The organism is Pseudomonas cremoricolorata DSM 17059 = NBRC 16634 (genome assembly GCF_000425745.1).
Classification (GTDB): Bacteria; Pseudomonadota; Gammaproteobacteria; order Pseudomonadales; family Pseudomonadaceae; genus Aquipseudomonas; species Aquipseudomonas cremoricolorata.
On record NZ_AUEA01000003.1, the window covers coordinates 376,392 to 393,705 of the forward strand.

Sequence of the window (17,314 nt, forward strand, 5' to 3'; positions counted from 1 at the left end):
CTTGCCGCCAGGGTTGGTTACCCTTGGCGGCCTTTCCTGTCCATGAGGTAGTGGTCCGATGCGCCATTGATGCCGCCGTCCAGTCGACGGCCAGTCTTCACTCCCTAGCCTGCTCTGGGGATGTCGCGGCATGCGTGGAGCCTTCCATGACCCCTTCTTCGATTCTGACGCTCGACAGCGTCGCCTGCACCTTGCCCAACGGCCGGGTGCTGTTCTCTGACCTGAACCTCACCCTCGACCAGCGCCACACCGGCCTGGTGGGCCGCAATGGCGTGGGCAAAAGCCTGCTCGGGCAGATTCTTGCAGGCCACCGCGCGCCCAGCGAAGGTCGCTGCCTGCGCCACGCTCACGTGCACCTGCTCGATCAGCAGATCATCCGCTACAGCCGCAGCATTGCCGAACTCGCCCAGGTGGCGCCAGTGCTTGGCGCCTTGCAGCGCATCGCCCAAGGCAGCAGCGACCCTGCCGATTTCGACGCGGTGGGCGAGCGCTGGAACCTGGCCGAGCAGTTGCAAACGCTGTTCGCCCGGCACGGGCTCGGCGGCCTCGACATCAACGGCCCGGCTGACGTGCTGAGCCCGGGCCAGGCCATGCGCGTGGCGATGCTGGGGGCGTTTCTGAGCGACGCCGACTACCTGATTCTCGATGAGCCGAGCAATCACCTCGATCGCAATGCCCGTGAGCAACTGCAGGCACTGATCAGCCAATGGCCCAGAGGCCTGTTGCTGATCAGCCACGACCGCGCCCTGCTCGAACCGCTGCAACGCACCCTGGAACTCACCGCCCACGGCCTGCTGGATTTCACCGGCGGCTACAGCGCCTACCAGCGTGGCAAAACCGAGCAGCAGGCGCGTGCCGAACAGGCGCTGGGCGCCTTGAAAGCGCAGCGCGAGCGCCAGGCCCAGGCCGCTCGCGAACAACGTGAGCGACTGCAACGCCAACAGAGCCGCGGACGCAGCCAGGCGCGGCAGGCCAATCAGGCGCAGATCCTCCTCGACCGGCAGCAGCAGCGCAGCCAGGCCAGCACCGGCAAGCGCCAGCAGCAGTTGCAACAGGCCAGCGAGGCCATGCAGGCCCAAGTCCGCGAAGCCGCGCAACGGCTCGACCGGCCCCAGGCGATCCATGTTCAGGTGCCAGCGGTGCAGTGCCCTGCCGGTCGAGCGTTACTGACGCTCGAACAGGTGCAGGTGCCATTCGGCAACGCTGCGCCGGTCGATCTACGCCTGTGCGCCGGTGAGCGAGTGGCCCTGACGGGCGCCAACGGCAGCGGCAAATCCACCTTGTTGCAGGTCATCAGCGGTCAGCTCGCGCCGCGCGCAGGTGAGGTGCGCGTGCAGGGCAGCGTGGCCCTGCTCGACCAGCACGCCAGCCTGCTGCCTGGCCAGTGCAGCGTCTTCGAGCACCTGCGTGAGCACAGCCCCGGGCTTGACCCCAGCCAGTTGCGCACGCGCCTGGCGCAGTTGGGGCTGGATGCGGCTCGGGTCGACCTGCCCAGCCACCTGCTCAGCGGCGGCGAGCGGGTCAAGGCCGCCCTCGCCGCTCTGCTCTACCGACCCGAGCCGGTCGACCTGCTGTTGCTCGATGAGCCTGGCAACCACCTCGATCTGTCTTCGTTACAGGCGCTCGAGCAGATGCTCGCAACCTTTGGCGGCGCGCTGCTGGTGGTGTCGCATGACGAGGTGTTTCTGCAGCAGTTGCAGCTGCACGGGCGCCTGAGCCTGAGCGCTGAGTAGTGAGCGCCAGGCGCCTCAGCCACGTGCACGCACCTGCTGCTGCAACTGGCGCAGCGCACGCAGGCCCTGCTCGGCGCTGACGCGCGCCGGCAGGCTGTCCTGCAAGTCGCTGAAGACCTCCAGCGACAGCGGCCCGCGGTAGCCGGTGGCAAGAATCGGCTGCAGAAAGCCGACCATGTCCAGTTCACCCTCGCCCGGGAAACAGCGGTAATGCCGGCTCCACTGCGATACATCCATGCGCTTGAGCGGCGCGTCGGCCATCTGCACGAAGGCGATCTTGTTCCCGGGAATCTCGGCGATGCCCTGTGGGTCGCCGTTCAGGGCCAAGGTATGGAAGCTGTCCAGCACCAGTCCCAGGGCCGGGTGATTGGCCTCGCGCACCAGCATCCAGGCCTGCTGGTAGGTATTGACCTGGCGCCCCCAGGCCAGCGCCTCATAGCCCAGTTGCAGGCCGCGGCGCTCGGCGCGTTCGGCCAATTGCCGCAGGTCGTCGATCAATTGCGCCGAATCGCCGCTGGCGTCGGCCTGGGTATTGCTGCACACCAGCATGCGCGTACAGCCCAGGGTCTGCACGATGTCGAAGGTCCGCTCGGCACGCTCGAGCTGGCTGGGCAGCTGCTCGCGCGCGCCCCCCTCGAAGTCGCGAAAGGGCTGGTACAGGGCGATGTCAACGCCCAGGTCGGCGCAGCGTTGGCGCACCTCGGCGGCCGTGCCCGGGTAGTCGAGCAGATCGTTTTCGAATAGCTCCAGGCCGTCGAAGCCGGCCGCGGCAATGGCCTCGAGCTTTTCCGGCAAGGCGCCGGCCAGAGATACCGTGGCGATGCACTGTTGCATGACAGATTCCTTGATCCGAGCAAGCGGATTGAGCGATGGCCGACGCCGTGTTGGCGGCCCGGCAGGTTCACAGGTAAAGTCGCGCCCGCCCCTGCTTTGTACGGAACAATGCCACTTGCGTTCAACTTTCCACGCCCACAGTGCCCCGCCTGCCTGCCCTGACAGCCTCCAGCACGCGCATCTCGCGGCCCGCCGCGCCTTTTCACCGCAACGTCGCCGGCCATTGGCTGGCCAGCACTGACCCCGGAGAACACGATGTCCTCATCCCCCTCACAGGCCAAGAAGGCCACGGCCAGTGGCTGGATCGGCTCGGCGCTGGAGTACTACGACTTCTTCATCTATGCCCAGGCCGCAGCGCTGATCTTTCCGCAGATCTTCTTCCCCTCGATGGACCCGAGCATGGCCATCATCGCCTCGCTGGCTACCTACGGCGTGGGTTACCTGGCCAGGCCCCTGGGCGCCTTCGTGCTCGGCCATTGGGGCGACACCCGCGGGCGCAAGTACGTGCTGTTGCTGTGCATGTTCCTCATGGGTCTATCGACCATGGCCGTCGGCCTGCTGCCGACCTACCACGACATCGGCATTGCCGCGCCGCTGATCCTGGTGCTGCTGCGTTTGGTGCAGGGCTTTGCCGTGGCCGGCGAGATTTCCGGCGCCAGCTCGATGATCATGGAGCACGCGCCGATGGGCCGGCGCGGCTATTACGCAAGCTTCGCCCTGCAAGGCGTGCAGGCTGGCCAGGTGCTGGCCGCGGCGGTGTTCCTGCCGCTGGCCTACTTCATGCCCGACCAGGCCTTCAACGAGTGGGGCTGGCGCATTCCCTTCCTGCTCAGCGCCTTCGTGCTGGTGGCCGGGCTGATCATTCGCCGCGAGGTGCACGAAACTCCGGCCTTCGTCGAGGAAGAACAGACCGCACGCATTCCACGCTCACCGATCCGCGAGGCTTTCCGCTGCAGCTGGCGGCGCATGGCGCTGGTGGCCTGCATGGCGCTGATGAACGTGATTCCGGTGGTCGCGACCATTTTCGGCGCCGCCTACGCGGTTCAGCCGGCCTACGGCATCGGCATGGACAAGAGCCTGTACTTGTGGATTCCGGTGGTCGGCAACCTGGTCGCGGTACTGGCCATTCCACTGGTCGGAGGCTGGTCCGACCGCGTGGGCCGGCGCCCACTGCTGATCGCTGGGTGCCTGGGCTCGGGGCTGATGGCCTTCGTTTACTTGCACGCCATCAGCGCCCAAAACGTGCCGCTGGCGGTGCTCACCTCGATTCTGATGTGGGGCTTGCTGTACCAGGGCTACAACGCGGTATTTCCAAGCTTCTTCCCGGAACTGTTCCAGACCCGTTACCGCGTCTCGGCCATGGCCATCGCGCAGAACATGGGCACCCTGGTCACGGCCATGCTGCCCGCGCTGTTCGCCGCGCTGGCCCCGCCGGGGTCGTTGAACATTCCCTGGATCGTCGGCGGCCTGACCTTCGCCCTGACCTGCCTGTGCGCGGTGGCCGCCTACCTGGCGCCTGAGACCCACCGCCTGGCCATGGCCGACCTGGGCAAGGCCGATGCCGTGCCGCTGAGTGAGCAGGCATTCGCCGAGGCGCGCCAGCAGGCGCGGCGCTAAAAGGGGCCAGCCTTCTGACAGGCCGATGGCAGGCGCGTCTGTTCAGGCAGGCGCCATCGGCTCGAGACTCGGCTCCAGGCACGTCGCTCGTGCTGTTCACACCTGCAAGTAGCCTATGCCACCACGCACATTGACGGCTGCCGCTGTGCTATCGATGATCGCTCGTTTCGCCTCGCCTCTCTTCTGCCACCCTGCACAAGGATCCCTGTCGTGTGGACCGAATCCGCCGTCCTCAAACTCTCGATCGTCTGTACGGTGCTGCTGGCGGTCTTCGGGATCATTACCGGGCTGCTGTCCGGTTCATTCTCGATTGTCTTCGACGGGTTCTACTCACTGATCGACGCGATGATGAGCGGGCTTGCCCTGGCAGTCACGTCGCTGATAGGACGGCACACCGGTCGCGGCGCATCCAGTCGCAAATTGGGTGAACGCTTCAACATGGGCTTCTGGCATCTCGAACCGATGGTGCTGATGCTCAACGGCGCGCTGCTGTGCGCCGTGGCGCTGTATGCGTTGATCACTGCCATCGGCAGCCTGCTGGACGGCGGCCAGGTGCTGCACTTCGATTACGCATTGGTTTACGCGATGCTGGCGGTGGCGGTCTGTGCGGGCATGGCGCTGTACGCCTACAAGGCCAACCAGACCCTGCGCTCAGACTTCATTGCCCTGGACGTGAAAACGTGGATCATGTCCGGCAGCATTTCAGCGGCCTTGCTGGTGGCCTTCGCCTTGGGCTTGCTGCTCGAGCAGACGCGCTGGGCTTGGCTATTGCCCTATCTCGATCCTGCGGTGCTCGCGGTGATCTGCGCCTGCCTGATCCCGTTGCCGCTCAAGACCCTGCGGCACGCTCTATCCGATGTGCTGATGCTGACGCCCGCCGACCTCAAGCAACGTGTCGACGCGATCGCGACTCGGGTAGTGGCTGAACAGGGGTTCGTTGGTCATCAGAGTTACGTCGCAAAGGTCGGTCGAGCCCGGCAGATCGAGATCTACTTCATCGTCCCCAGCCAATGGCCGGCACAAACGCTCGAGCAATGGGACGCGCTGCGCGACCGCGTCGGCGAGGACATCGGTGGTGACCCGGCCAACCGCTGGCTGACCATCACCTTCACTACCGACCCAGGATGGGCGTAGCAACCGCCAGGCGGGCAACGCTACAAACGGTGCTTGCAGCCCTGCACGCATGTTCGGCATGACGTCTGCCAAAGGCAGTGGTAGCGTGCTGCCGACGCCACGTCTTGCGCGTGGCGCTGTGCCTTCACGCATTTCCCTATAAAAAGCCAAGAACGGGACACGAATCATGAGTCACAGCACTGCCTCGCCGACGCCCCTGCCTCACTCTCGACTACGCCGGGTGCTTACCCTGCCCGCGCTGATCTTCTTCGGCTTGGTGTACATGGTGCCGCTGACCATCTTCACCACCTATGGCATCGTCACCCAGATCACCGGCGGACGGACTGCCGGGGCTTACCTGGTGACCCTGCTGGCGATGCTGTTCACCGCGGCCTCCTACGGGATCATGGTGCGCCGTTACCCCGTGGCGGGCTCTGCCTATTCCTACACACACATCGCGTTCGGTCCGAATGCCGGCTTCCTGGCCGGTTGGTCGCTGCTGCTCGACTACCTGTTCATCCCGATGATCAACTACCTGCTCATCGGTCTATTCCTCAATATCGCCTTTCCGGCCGTGCCGGCCTGGGTGTTCGTCCTCGCCTCGATCATCGTGGTGACGCTGCTCAACATCGGCGGCATCCGATCAGTGGCCAAGACCAGCAACCTGATCGTTGGCGCCCAACTGGTCTTCATCGTCGTGTTCGTTGCGCTGTCCTGGGCATCGCTGGGTGATGCGCCGGTCGACTACCTGGCGCCTCTGCGCGGCGATGGCAGCCAGCCAGGGTTCGTCTCCCTGATGGCAGGTGCGGCGATCCTCTGCCTGTCGTTTCTGGGCTTCGACGCCGTATCGACACTGGCCGAGGAAACCCGTGATCCGCGCCGCGACGTCCCGCGTGCCATCGTGCTGACCACGCTGCTGGCAGGCGCGCTGTTCACCGCACTGGCCTACCTCAGCCAGTTGGTGCTGCCCGGCAGCCACTTCGCCAATACCGACGCGGCGGCCAATGAGGTGATGGTCAAGGCCGGCGGCAGCTTCCTGTCGAACTTCTTCACGGCGGCCTTCGTCACCGGCAACCTGGGCTCGGCGCTGGCCTCCCAGGCGGCCGTTTCACGCATTCTCTACAGCATGGGGCGCGACCGACTGTTGCCAACGCGACTGTTCAGCACTCTGTCGCCGCGCTTCGGCACCCCGGTCAACGCGACCCTGGTGGTGTCGGTGGTCTCGCTGGCGGCGCTGTTCGTCGACCTTGGTACGCTGGCCTCGCTGATCAGCTTCGGGGCGCTGGTGGCGTTCTCTGCGGTCAATCTGGCGGTGCTGCGCACGCACCTGCTGGCTGTGCCCACCGCCGGCCAGCGCAGGCGCTGGGGTCTGCACGGCGTCGTGCCGCTGGTGGGGCTGACACTGACACTGTGGCTGTGGACCAGCCTGTCGGGCGTGACCTTGGTCATCGGCCTGTCATGGTTCGTGCTTGGGGTAGCGTACCTGGGCGTACTGACCGCTGGGTTCCGCCGCAGGGTAGCGGTCGCCGACTTCACCGAGGCGGGCTGACGTTCGCCCGTGGGCCAGTCTCGCGGCTGCGCCTAGGGCGCCTAACGGCGGCGCTGCATCCACGCAGCGCCCAGGCCGCTCAGGCAGATGATGGCAATGCCCAGCAGGCTGGTGGAATCGGGCACATGGCTGAAGAACAGCAGGCCGAGCAGGCCGGCGAAGACGATCTGGCAGTAGCTGAACGGTGCCAGCAACGCCGGGGCGGCGAAGCGGAACGCCTGGGTCAGCAGCAAGTGCGCACTCATGCCAAAGCCTCCCAAGGCGAGCATCAGCAAGGCGTGATCCCAGCGCGGGGTCGACCAGAAAAACGGCACCAGCGCGGTCATCACCACGGTGTTGCACAGCCCTGCATAGAAATTGCTGGTGGTCGGGCTGTCGATGCTCGCCAACTGCCGGGTGAGCAACTGGTAGAAACAAAAGCCCAGCGCCGACCCCAACGGGAACAGAATCGCCGGGGTGAACATCTCGCCCCCCGGATGAACCACCACCAGCACGCCGACGAAGCCCAGCACCACCGCCGCCCACTGGCCGCGGGTCACCCGCTCCTTGAGCAGCGGTGCCGACAAGGCGGTTACCAGCACCGGAGCGAGGAAGTTCACCGCGGTGGCCTCGGCCAGCGGTAGGTAGTGCACACCGGTGGTGAACAGCAAACTGGTGCGTGAACGCAACAACCTTTCCCAGCGTGAACTGGCTCGCCGCAGCGGACTGACCAACTCGACCATTTCCCAGATCGAGCAGAATCGAGTCAGCCCGTCGGTCAGCTCGCTGAAAAAACTGCTCGAAGGCATTCCCATGTCGCTGGCCGAGTTCTTCAGTTTCGACGCCCCGGTGCGTGAGGAACGTTTCGTCTTCCGCGCCGGCGAACAGCCCGACCTGGGCCGCAACGGCCTGCGCATGTTGCTGGTCGGGGCCAGTGTCGAGGGCCGGCAGATGCGCATGCTGCGCGAGCTGTATGCCCCGGGCGCCGACTCCGGTGAGCCGATCGTGCATGCCGAGGGCGAAGAGTGTGGCTTGGTCACCCGCGGCACCGTGGAGTTGTGGGTCGATGGCCAGGTCAGTGTGCTCAGCGCAGGCGACGGCTACTACATCCCCACCACCCTGCCCCACGCCTTCAAGAACATCGGTCCCGACGAGGCCGAAATCATCAGCGCCAACACCCCGGCCAACTTCTGAAGCGCCCGCGACCGCCCAGCGCCCGCGAGGTCTATCAATGCCTGCGCGATGCCGCGTTGGGAGTGTCCGCGCTGCGCGTCGAGGCTCACCTCGGCGCTGGGCGGGTGCAGATTGGCATCGACGCCTGGCAACTGACCCTGGAACTCGATCAGCACGGCCTGGCGCACTGCCTGGCCTGCCGTAGCGCAGCGGGCGGCCAGGCCAGCAGCGAGCACTGGCCGCGCCACGGCAGTGACCCTTGTGAACTGCTCAGCCAGTGGGAGCGCACGCGCATCGAGCAACTGCTGCGCGACTGACCTGCCAGCGACGCTGCCGGGGCGCTCGTGCAACTCCAGGTGAAGGTCAAGCGCAGGTATTGCCTGAATACCGCGCGGCACGCCTGGGGGTGACGTTTCATCGCGACTCCCCCTTCCCCCGGAGATTCGCGCCATGCCTGCATCAACCCCGTTGCATCACGCCCAGATCCTGCGCACCCTGCCGCAGTGGAGCATGCACCTGCCGACCAGTGCCGTGGCGCCGTTGACCAGCGCCCAGCGCGCGCCCTACCTCGATGCCAGCGGCGTCGCCTACCCCTGGTACCGCGATGCGCCCGAGCTCGATCAGCAAGGGCTGCGTCGCGCCCTGGAAGTGCGCGCCATCAGCCTGGGCAACCTTGGCCGACTGCTCGCCCCGCTACAGGGCATCACCGCCTATTGCGCACCGCTGCTGCAACGGCATCTGGGCATCCAGGCTTCGGTGCTGCAAGCGCAGTACCGCTTTCAGGCCACCGAAGTGCAACGCCCGACCACCCCGCCTGCTGGCCCTGGTGTGCCGGGCGATCCGCTGCCGGTGGTGGCTAGAGGTGCGCCGCAACTGCGCAGCCTGCTCGAGGCGGCCCTGCACAACTTCGAAGGCCTTGCCGACACTACCCGGCTGAGCGCCCTGCAGGTCAGCCGCGATGACCCGCGCAGCCTCGCCGAGCTCAGCCTGCCGAAGTTCATCGAACAATGCCGCGCCGTTGACCTGGGCCAGTGCTATCAGGACCACCTGAGCGCCGTGTACGACGGCGCCAACGCCCAGGCCATCCATGACGCGGCGGTGCAGGCGCGCCAGGATGAGCTGCGCGTGCAGGTCCGTATCGCCGCCCTGAAGGCGTTGATCAGCAGCGATTGGGCGTTCGCCCTGCATGGCCTGTGCCACGACGTGCCGACCGCGCACGCGCTGCGCTGCCGGCAGCTGTCGCTGTTCGGTGCACCGATCCACGAGCTGCTGCTGATCTCGCGTGGCGACTCTGGCAATGACGGCTCGGTGGTGCTGTATCTGCCCCATGAAGCCGAGCCGCTGCGTGAATTCGCGTCCCTGTCACAGGCCTACACGCACATGCGCACGGCGCTGCTCGACACGGGCGTGCGCCAGCGTCTGGTGGCGCTGGCGCCCCAGGCGCTACAGGCTGGGCTGCTGGCCAGGCTGAAACAGGCGCTGTACGACAACGCCGAGCAGGCCGGTCAGCCGCTGCGCAGCCGCTACAGCGCGCGCCTGGAAACCCGTGAACACTCACTGCCGTTTGCGCTGTGGGACAAGCTCGAGCGTGAACACGTCATCCGCCTGAAAGCCGATGCCCGGCATATCGCCGTCCCCACTGCCGACGTCGATCAGCAGGTGCGCTTGAAAAACCTCGAGTACTGGCTGGAAGTTGGCCTGAACGTGCTCAACATCGCGGCCCTGTGCGTGCCCGCCCTCAACCCGCTGATGCTGGCACTCGGCGCGGCGCAAATCAGCGGCAGCGTGTTCGCAGGCATCTCGGCCTGGGAGGCCGGTGACACGGCAACGGCGATGGCCCAGCTCGAATCGATTCTGCTTAACGTGGTGGTGACTGCCGGGGTCGTCGGCGGTGGCGCGGTGCTGCAGGGTTCAGGTTTCGTCGACGCGTTGCGCAGCATCCGCACCGCAGACGGCGAACGGCTGTGGCAGCCGAGCCTTGCCGGCTATGCCAGCGACCTGGCCCTGCCCGACGGCGCCCAGGCCAACGCGCTGGGCCAGTTCAGCGTCGAGCAGCGCCAGTTCATCCGCATCGATGGGCAACTGTATGAGCAGTTCCAGGCCGCGGACGGCACCTGGCACGTGCGCCACCCCAACCACGCCGAGGCCTACGCCCCGGCCCTCGAGCACAACGGCGCCGGCGCCTGGCGCCTGAGGCTCGAAGCACCCCTGGACTGGGACCTGCCCACCCTGCTGCGGCGCTTCGCCCCAGACCGCCCTTTGCTGGGCCAGGCGGACCTGAACGCCGCCTGGGAGTGCACCGGACTGCCCGGTGAGCTGTTGCAGGAACTGCACCTGAACAACCAGGCAATGCCCGCGCGGCTCAGCGACGGCCTGGCGCGCCTGGAGGCCGACCAGCGTGTGCTGCACATCATCCAGCGCATCGAGCAGGGTCAGCCTCTGCCGGCGGCTGAGAACTTCGCGGCGCCCTCGCTGGTGCAACTGTCGGGCTGGCCTGAAGATCACCTGCTGGAAGTGTTTCACGGCAGCGAGCGCGCCGGCCCTTCAGTGCTGTACGGGCGCCTGCCGAGCCAGCCTGGCGACCGGCTGATCCAGATCAGCCGCAGCGAACTCGAAGCAGGCCGGTTGGCCGAGGTGGTACTGGGGCAACTGCACGATCCTAAGGTGCTAGAGCTCGAGCCGGTCGCTGCTGACCAGCGCCCACAAGCCTTGCAGCGACGCCTGGCGAGCAGCCTGCGCAGCCAGCACGCTGCCTTGCAGCAGCGCCTGTATAGCGCCGGCGCGCCAAGCCTGAGTGCTGCCGGCGAGCGCATCGCCGGACAGTTCCCGGGGTTGCCCAACGTGGGCGTGGCGGCCATCGCGCGGGGCGCCAGCCTGGCTGAAGCCGAGCGTCTGGCGGCAGCTGGGCCGATTCCCTTGCGCCTGCTCGAAGAGGCACGTGCCCTGCAAGCCCAAGTGCGCCTGGACCGCGCCCTGCTGGGGCTGTACCGGCCAACCCTGGCGAACGCCGACAGCAGCCTGATCATCGAGGGCCTGCAAGCCCGCCATCCGCACCTGGGCAGCCAAGCCTTGTGGCGCTTCGCGTTGAGCCAGCGCGAACGGTGTGCCGAGCTGATCGGGCAGCAACCACTCAGGCCCGGCTATCGTTCGCCGCTCGGGCTCAGTCATGGCCGGCTCGGCTACCCGCTGAGCGGACGCGGCGTACCCCGGCGCCTGCGGGTGGCGGCGATGCGCCGCCTGCAAGCGCTGTATCCGGCGATGGACGACGCCGAAATCGGCCAGCTGCAAGCACGACTGGCCGAGCGCGGCGACCTTGCCCAAGCGCTGCGCGCGCTGGAGGCCGAACACGCGCAGATGGTCCACGACCTGTTCGAGTGGGTGTCGAGCGCGCCCAGCGACGGCATTCAGCAAGAGCGCCTGCGCTGCGCCGAGCAGCTCAACGACAACTGGCGGCAAGTGGTCGATAACCCCAACGCGCTGCGCCTGAGCAACCTGTTGTTGCCACGTCTGCCAAGCCTGAGCGCACGGTTCTATCACGTGCGCATGCTGGCCCTGGAGGGGCTGGGTGTGCAGCAGCTCGATGCCAGCTTCCTGGAATGCTTCCCCAACCTCGAGCGACTGCGCATCGTCGAAAACTACGGCCTGCCGGCCGGCCCGTTGTTCACCACGTTGCGCGCGACGCCGCAGCTGGTCCAGCTCGATCTGTCCAGCAATGGCCTGAGCCTGCTGCCAGAGCCGGCCTTGCAGAGCCTGCGCAGCCTGCGCCGTTTGCGTGTGCTGAATCTGAGCCGCAACCGCCTGGTGCTCGACGCAGCGACTATCGATGCGCTCGCCGAACTGCCCCTGGACAGCCTCGATCTGAGCAGCAACGGCCTGCGTCTGGACGCGGCGCGCGCCGAGCGTTTCCAGCGGGTGATTCATCCGCAGTACCTGCGCCTTGACTTCAATCCGTTGGGGGTCGTGCCTGACGTGCGCGCCATGGCCCGGTTGCGCCATCTGTCGATGGCCAATTGCGGCTTGCAGCGCGTACCGCAGGGTCTGCAGGTGCTCATGAGCCAGGCGCAGTATCAACTGCGCGAAGTCGACCTCTCACTCAACCGCATCCATGAGCTGCCCGAGCTCGAGCAACTGCTCGACACGCCGTTTGCACGTGATGTCCAGGCTCGCGTGCCGGGTCGACACTGGCGGCTGAACTACAACGGCCTGGAAGGCGCGCTGCGGGCGCGGCTGTTCCGTGCCGGCGTGTCGGTATTCGAGCATCCGGCCGACCTGCCGGACTGGCAGATGGTCTGGCGCGGTACGGCCAGCGCGGCCCGGGAGGGCATCTGGGCTGAGCTGTTCGATGACAACGCCAATCGCCCGCTGGCCCAGGTGCTGGAGCTGCTCAGCCGCTCGGCCGAAGCCCGTCAGCACCCGGCCAAGCTACGCCAGCAGGTGTGGACGCTGCTGGAGCGCGCCCACGGTGACGCCGGCCTGCTGGAGGAACTCAACGCTGAAGCTCAGGCCTTTCCCGTCACCTGCGGCGATGCCGGGGCCGACGCCTTCAGCGCCCTGGAGGTACGTCTGCTGACCCACGACATCGCCTTGGGCGGCGAGCCGTTGAGCCAGCAATTGCGTCTCTACCGGCGACTGTACCGCCGTGAACAGGTCAATCTGCTGGCCGAACGCATCGCCTGGCGCCGCAGCCTGCGCAAGGCCTCCTTGCAGGAAGCGGAACGCACTGGCCATGAGAGCGACCTGGCCGCGCTCGACCCACTGGATGATCCTCAGGTAGTCCCCGATGTGCTGTTGATCGACGGCCTGGTCGATGACATCGAAATCCGCCTGGCTCTGCGTCAGTCGCTGGCCCAGGCGCTGGACTATCCGGAACCGAGCGTCGACATGCTGTACGAGCAGGTCGCCTACCTCAACGATCGGATCCGCGGCAATGTCAGGCAAGAAGTGCTCAGGCTCGACCAGGACCCGGCCGCAGCGCGTGGCTGGATGATCGAACAACCGCACTGGCAGCGCACCCTGCGCAGGCACTACGCCAGTCAGTTCGAGGCCCTGGCCGACTTCTGGCGCGGCGGCCTGGATTATCTGGACTACTGCCTGGATGCCGAGGCCGAAGCGGTGCGCCAGTTGCCGCTGTCGGTTCGCACCACACTGGAGGCGGCGCTGGGCGAGTCGTTGCTCGACGACACCGGTCAGTTGCGCCGCGTCGAGGTGAACTCCGAGCAGTACCGCGTGGCCAGCGGGCGTATCGTCGAGCAGTTGGCAGAGGTCGAGCGCGGCCTGATCGTGAGCCTGACCCACGCGCTTGAGTGAGGAAACGTCAGTCATCCACCTCCAGGGCTGCGCCCTGGAGCGTGGCTCGAGCGCCACCTGACGTGCCGGCCTGCAATCAGGCATTGCTGGCGCGCACGACTGCGTCACCCTAGGGCTTCTTGTACACTCGCGGCATTAGCCCCTCTGTACAGTCTGGTGAACGCATGATCGAGGTAACCGAGGTTTCCATCGCCGCCCTGCGCGAAGCGCTGGCCACTGGCCAAACGACCGCGGTCGAGTTGGTCGAGGCCTATCTGGCGCGCATCGCTGCCTTCGATGGCAAAGACAGCGCGACAGCGCTCAACGCCGTGGTGGTCCGCAACCCCAAAGCACTCAATGAAGCCGCCGCCTCCGATGCCCGCCGCGCCCGCGGCGAGTCGCTCGGGGCGCTCGACGGCATCCCCTACACGGCCAAGGACAGCTACCTGGTCAAAGGCCTGACAGCCGCCTCCGGCAGCCCGGCATTCGAGCACCTGATGGCGCAACGTGACGCCTTCACCATCGAGCGCCTGCGCGCTGCCGGCGCCATCTGCCTGGGCAAGACCAACATGCCGCCCATGGCTAACGGCGGGATGCAGCGCGGCGTGTATGGCCGCGCCGAAAGCCCGTACAACGCCGCCTACCTCACCGCGCCGTTCGCCTCCGGATCCTCCAACGGTGCCGGCACCGCCACGGCGGCCAGTTTCTGCGCCTTCGGCCTGGCCGAGGAAACCTGGTCGAGCGGGCGTGGACCTGCCTCGAACAACGGCCTGTGCGCCTACACCCCATCGCGCGGGGTGATCTCGGTGCGCGGCAACTGGCCGCTGACCCCGACCATGGATGTCGTGGTGCCCTACGCACGCAGCATGGCCGACCTGCTGGAAGTGCTCGATGTGGTGGTGGCCGATGACGCCAACCCGCGCGGCGACCTGTGGCGCCTGCAACCCTGGGTCGAGATTCCGCCGGCCAGCAGCGTCCGCCCGCCCTCCTACCCAGCCCTGGCCGCAGGCGCCGAGGCCCTGGCGGGCAAGCGTTTTGGTGTGCCGCGCATGTACATCAACGCCGATGACCTGGCCGGCACTGCCGAGAAACCCGGTATCGGTGGCCCGACCGGCCAGCGCATCCACACCCGCCCCAGCGTGATGGCGCTGTGGCAGGCAGCGCGTCAGGCCCTCGAGGCCGCAGGCGCCGAGGTCATCGAGGTGGATTTCCCGCTGGTGTCCAACTGCGAGGGCGACCGCCCCGGCGCACCCACCGTGTACAACCGTGGCATCGTCAGTGCGGCGTTCCTGCATGACGAGCTGTGGGAACTGTCCGGCTGGGCCTTCGATGATTTCCTGCAAGCCAACGGCGACCCGGCGCTCAATCGCCTGGCCGACGTCGACGGTGCGCTGATTTTCCCGCATGACCCAGGCACCCTGCCCAACCGCGAAGACGACCTCGCTGCGGGCATGGACGAGTACGTCAACATGGCCAAACGCGGGCTCAAGCGCTGGGACCAGATCGAGTCGCTGCAAGCCGGCCTGCGCGGCCTGGAGCAGACCCGCAAGCAAGACCTCGAAGACTGGATGCAGGGCCTGGGCCTGGACGCCGTGCTGTTCCCCACCGTAGCCGATGTCGGCCCGGCCGATGCCGACGTCAATCCGACCTCGGCCGACATCGCCTGGAGCAACGGCGTGTGGGTGGCCAACGGCAACCTGGCGATCCGCCACCTTGGCGTGCCGACGGTCACCGTGCCGATGGGGATCATGGCCGACATCGGCATGCCGGTGGGCCTGACCTTCGCCGGCAGGGCCTACGACGACTCGGCTCTGCTGCGCTATGCCTGCGCCTTCGAGGCCACTGGCCAGCGTCGACAGATTCCGCCACGCACCCCGCCGTTGAGCGCGCGTTGAATGTTGTGCCGGGCGGCGCTATGGTCCAAGGCTGCCTTGTACATGGAGTTTGTCGATGACGCTGCACATCAATACCCCGCTGATCGAATCCCGTCCTCTCTCGCAGGCTACCGGCCGGCGCATCTGGCTCAAGCTCGATGCGCTGCAACCCAGTGGCTCGTTCAAGTTGCGGGGTGTCGGCCACGCCTGTGAACGCCATTTCGCCCAGGGCGCGAAGCGCTTCGTGTCGTCGTCCGGTGGCAACGCCGGGCTGGCAGTGGCCTACGCCGGGCGCCAACTCGGGGTGCCGGTGACGGTGGTGGTGCCGGAGACCACCAGCGCCCATGCCAAGACCCTGCTGGCGCTGGAAGATGCCGAAGTGGTCGTGCACGGCAGCAGTTGGCATGAAGCCAATACCCTGGCGCAGACCCTGGTGGATGAGAGCGCCGCGTTCATTCACCCTTTCGACGATCCGTTGCTGTGGGCCGGCCATGCCAGCCTCATCGACGAAGTCGCCAAAGCCGGCGTGGTGCCGGATGCAGTGGTGCTGGCAGTGGGCGGCGGCGGCTTGCTCAGCGGTGTGGTGCAAGGCTTGCAGCGCAATGGCTGGGAGCATGTGCCGGTGCTGGCGGTGGAAACCGAAGGGGCTGCGTCGTTCAATGCCTCGTTGCAAATCGATACGTTGGTCGAGCTGAATCAGATCGAGTCGATCGCCACTTCGCTGGGCGCAAAGCGCGTGGCTGAACAAGCGCTGGAGTGCGCCCGCCAGCATCCGGTGAGCAGCCACCTGGTCACCGACCTGCAAGCCGTGCGCGCCTGCGAGCGCTTCCTGCACGATCACCGCGTGCTGGTCGAACCGGCCTGCGGCGCTGCCCTGGCCCTGGCCTACGAAGGCGAGCGTCTGGGCCAGGCGCAGAACGTGCTGGTGGTGGTCTGCGGTGGCGCCACCGCGACCCTGGAGCAGATCGTCGCCTGGCGCGAAGCGCTCACTCCGGCGTGAACGGCATCGCTTCAGGGGTCAGCGGTAACAGCATGTGCGTGGTCTGCCACAGCGGATCAGGCTCGATGTCGACGATGGCAAAACCCTGACGCTGCCAGAACGCGATGGCCCCCGGCAGAAACGGATGGGTGTGCAGGTACAGACACTGCACCCCCATTCGCTGCGCCTGTTCGCGCAACGCCGCGAACAGCGCCGCCGCCAGCCCGCCGCGGCGATACTGCGGCTGCACGAACAACCGGACCACTTCCACCACCTTCAGCCCACGGTAGTCGAGCTGGGCGAAGCGGTGGTCGTACGGTACGTAGCCAATCACCGCAACCAACGCGCCCTCTGCCCGCGCGGTGAGAAAATGCCCCTGGCCGTGCAGGTACACCCCGGCGAAATCGAGCAGATCAGTCGGCATCGGTGAATGGGCGAGCTTGGGAAACATGTCCTTGCGCGCGCAGTTGACGAACTCGACGATTTCCTCGATGTGTTCGGCGCAGGCTTGATGCAGGGTCCAGGGCGTCATCGGCAGTCCAGGTCAGCAGCAGGTAATCAGCGGTTCTAACCCAGCCTGGCGCAGCAGGGCAAGCACGCCGCCGCGCCAAGTGCCTGTCGCTTGAGTACACTGGCGGCTGGTTTCCAAGCAAGGTTGTCGTGCATGCCGCGTTATTTTTCGATGTTCCTGGTCGTGTTGCTGGTCACCCTGGGCGGCTGCGATCAGCACGCTGGCGAAGCGCACACCACCCGCCAGGAAAAGATTCTCGCCCAACTGCCGCTGGAAGATGCCTACGCGCACAACATCGCGCGCATGGCGCAATTGCTGGCACCGCGCTTTGCCGGGGTGCCGCAGGCTGAAATCGACCGGGTGCTGCGCGAGCACCTGACCGTCGAGGATCAACGCCAGGACCTGTTCCGCCTGTACAGCGAAGAGAACTTCAGCGACGCCGAGTTCGAGCTGGTGATCGCCGCCACCGCAGATCCGGCCAAGGCCCGGGCGCTGAACCAGAGCCTCGAAGGCCGGCAGCTGAGCGAGAAACTCACCCGCCTGATGCGCGCCAGTGCCAATGATCCTGCGGCCAAGCAGCGGGCGGCGCAGCGCATGCAGGAGGTGGAGCAAGAGCTGCGCGAACGTCAGCGACAGGCCCCGGCACCGTGAATCGCCAGAGCTGAG

At 66.7% G+C, this 17,314-nt stretch carries 11 protein-coding genes and 2 pseudogenes; 10 read left to right on the forward strand and 3 right to left on the reverse strand.

Going from position 1 to position 17,314, the window contains the following annotated elements; all coding sequences use genetic code 11:
• Positions 1-146 precede the first annotated feature (146 nt).
• Positions 147-1,733 (forward strand): ABC-F family ATP-binding cassette domain-containing protein, encoded by a 1,587-nt coding sequence (locus H618_RS21310; protein WP_033727513.1) that lies wholly within the window; start codon positions 147-149, stop codon positions 1,731-1,733.
• 21 nt (positions 1,734-1,754) lie between these two features.
• Here the strand turns inward: H618_RS21310 and H618_RS21315 are convergent.
• Positions 1,755-2,567: pseudogene (locus H618_RS21315) on the reverse strand (sugar phosphate isomerase/epimerase family protein); the annotation flags it as partial.
• A 255-nt stretch (positions 2,568-2,822) separates the two neighbouring features.
• On the opposite strand from H618_RS21315, the gene H618_RS0106200 reads away from it, so the two are divergent.
• From H618_RS0106200 to H618_RS0106210, 3 genes are all read left to right on the forward strand, one after another.
• On the forward strand, positions 2,823-4,184 hold the full coding sequence (locus H618_RS0106200; protein ID WP_028694255.1) for an MFS transporter: 1,362 nt from the start codon (positions 2,823-2,825) through the stop codon (positions 4,182-4,184).
• Between the two features lie 210 nt (positions 4,185-4,394).
• A complete protein-coding gene (locus tag H618_RS0106205) occupies positions 4,395-5,318 on the forward strand; it encodes a cation diffusion facilitator family transporter (RefSeq protein WP_028694256.1) in 924 nt (307 codons plus the stop codon).
• A 166-nt stretch (positions 5,319-5,484) separates the two neighbouring features.
• Entirely contained in the window at positions 5,485-6,846 is a 1,362-nt protein-coding gene (locus tag H618_RS0106210; RefSeq protein ID WP_028694257.1) for an APC family permease, read from the forward strand.
• A 41-nt stretch (positions 6,847-6,887) separates the two neighbouring features.
• Here the strand turns inward: H618_RS0106210 and H618_RS21320 are convergent.
• A pseudogene (locus H618_RS21320) lies at positions 6,888-7,502 on the reverse strand (DMT family transporter); the annotation flags it as partial.
• On the opposite strand from H618_RS21320, the gene H618_RS0106220 reads away from it, so the two are divergent.
• The 5 genes from H618_RS0106220 to H618_RS0106240 all read left to right on the forward strand — a co-directional run bounded on the left by H618_RS0106220 (position 7,483) and on the right by H618_RS0106240 (position 16,158).
• Positions 7,483-8,019, forward strand: a complete 537-nt coding sequence (locus H618_RS0106220) for a cupin domain-containing protein (RefSeq protein ID WP_033727542.1) — start codon at positions 7,483-7,485, stop codon at positions 8,017-8,019. The pseudogene H618_RS21320 and the gene H618_RS0106220 sit on opposite strands and share 20 nt — an antisense overlap.
• Positions 8,016-8,315 carry a DUF7693 family protein gene (locus tag H618_RS0106225; protein WP_028694259.1) on the forward strand — a complete coding sequence of 100 codons (300 nt, stop codon included), beginning with the start codon at positions 8,016-8,018 and terminating at the stop codon, positions 8,313-8,315. The genes H618_RS0106220 and H618_RS0106225 overlap by 4 nt, the downstream gene beginning before the upstream one ends.
• Positions 8,316-8,448: 133 nt before the next feature.
• On the forward strand, positions 8,449-13,305 hold the full coding sequence (locus tag H618_RS0106230; protein ID WP_050577222.1) for an NEL-type E3 ubiquitin ligase domain-containing protein: 4,857 nt from the start codon (positions 8,449-8,451) through the stop codon (positions 13,303-13,305).
• 164 nt (positions 13,306-13,469) lie between these two features.
• On the forward strand, positions 13,470-15,179 hold the full coding sequence (locus H618_RS0106235; protein ID WP_028694261.1) for an amidase: 1,710 nt from the start codon (positions 13,470-13,472) through the stop codon (positions 15,177-15,179).
• Positions 15,180-15,234: 55 nt separating this feature from the next.
• A complete protein-coding gene (locus tag H618_RS0106240) occupies positions 15,235-16,158 on the forward strand; it encodes a pyridoxal-phosphate dependent enzyme (protein WP_028694262.1) in 924 nt (307 codons plus the stop codon).
• Here the strand turns inward: H618_RS0106240 and H618_RS0106245 are convergent.
• Entirely contained in the window at positions 16,145-16,669 is a 525-nt protein-coding gene (locus H618_RS0106245) for a GNAT family N-acetyltransferase (RefSeq protein ID WP_028694263.1), read from the reverse strand. The two genes, H618_RS0106240 and H618_RS0106245, sit on opposite strands and share 14 nt — an antisense overlap.
• A gap of 132 nt (positions 16,670-16,801) precedes the next feature.
• Here H618_RS0106245 and H618_RS0106250 point away from each other — a divergent pair, with 132 nt between their 5' ends.
• On the forward strand, positions 16,802-17,299 hold the full coding sequence (locus tag H618_RS0106250; protein ID WP_028694264.1) for a hypothetical protein: 498 nt from the start codon (positions 16,802-16,804) through the stop codon (positions 17,297-17,299).
• Positions 17,300-17,314: the final 15 nt, after the last annotated feature.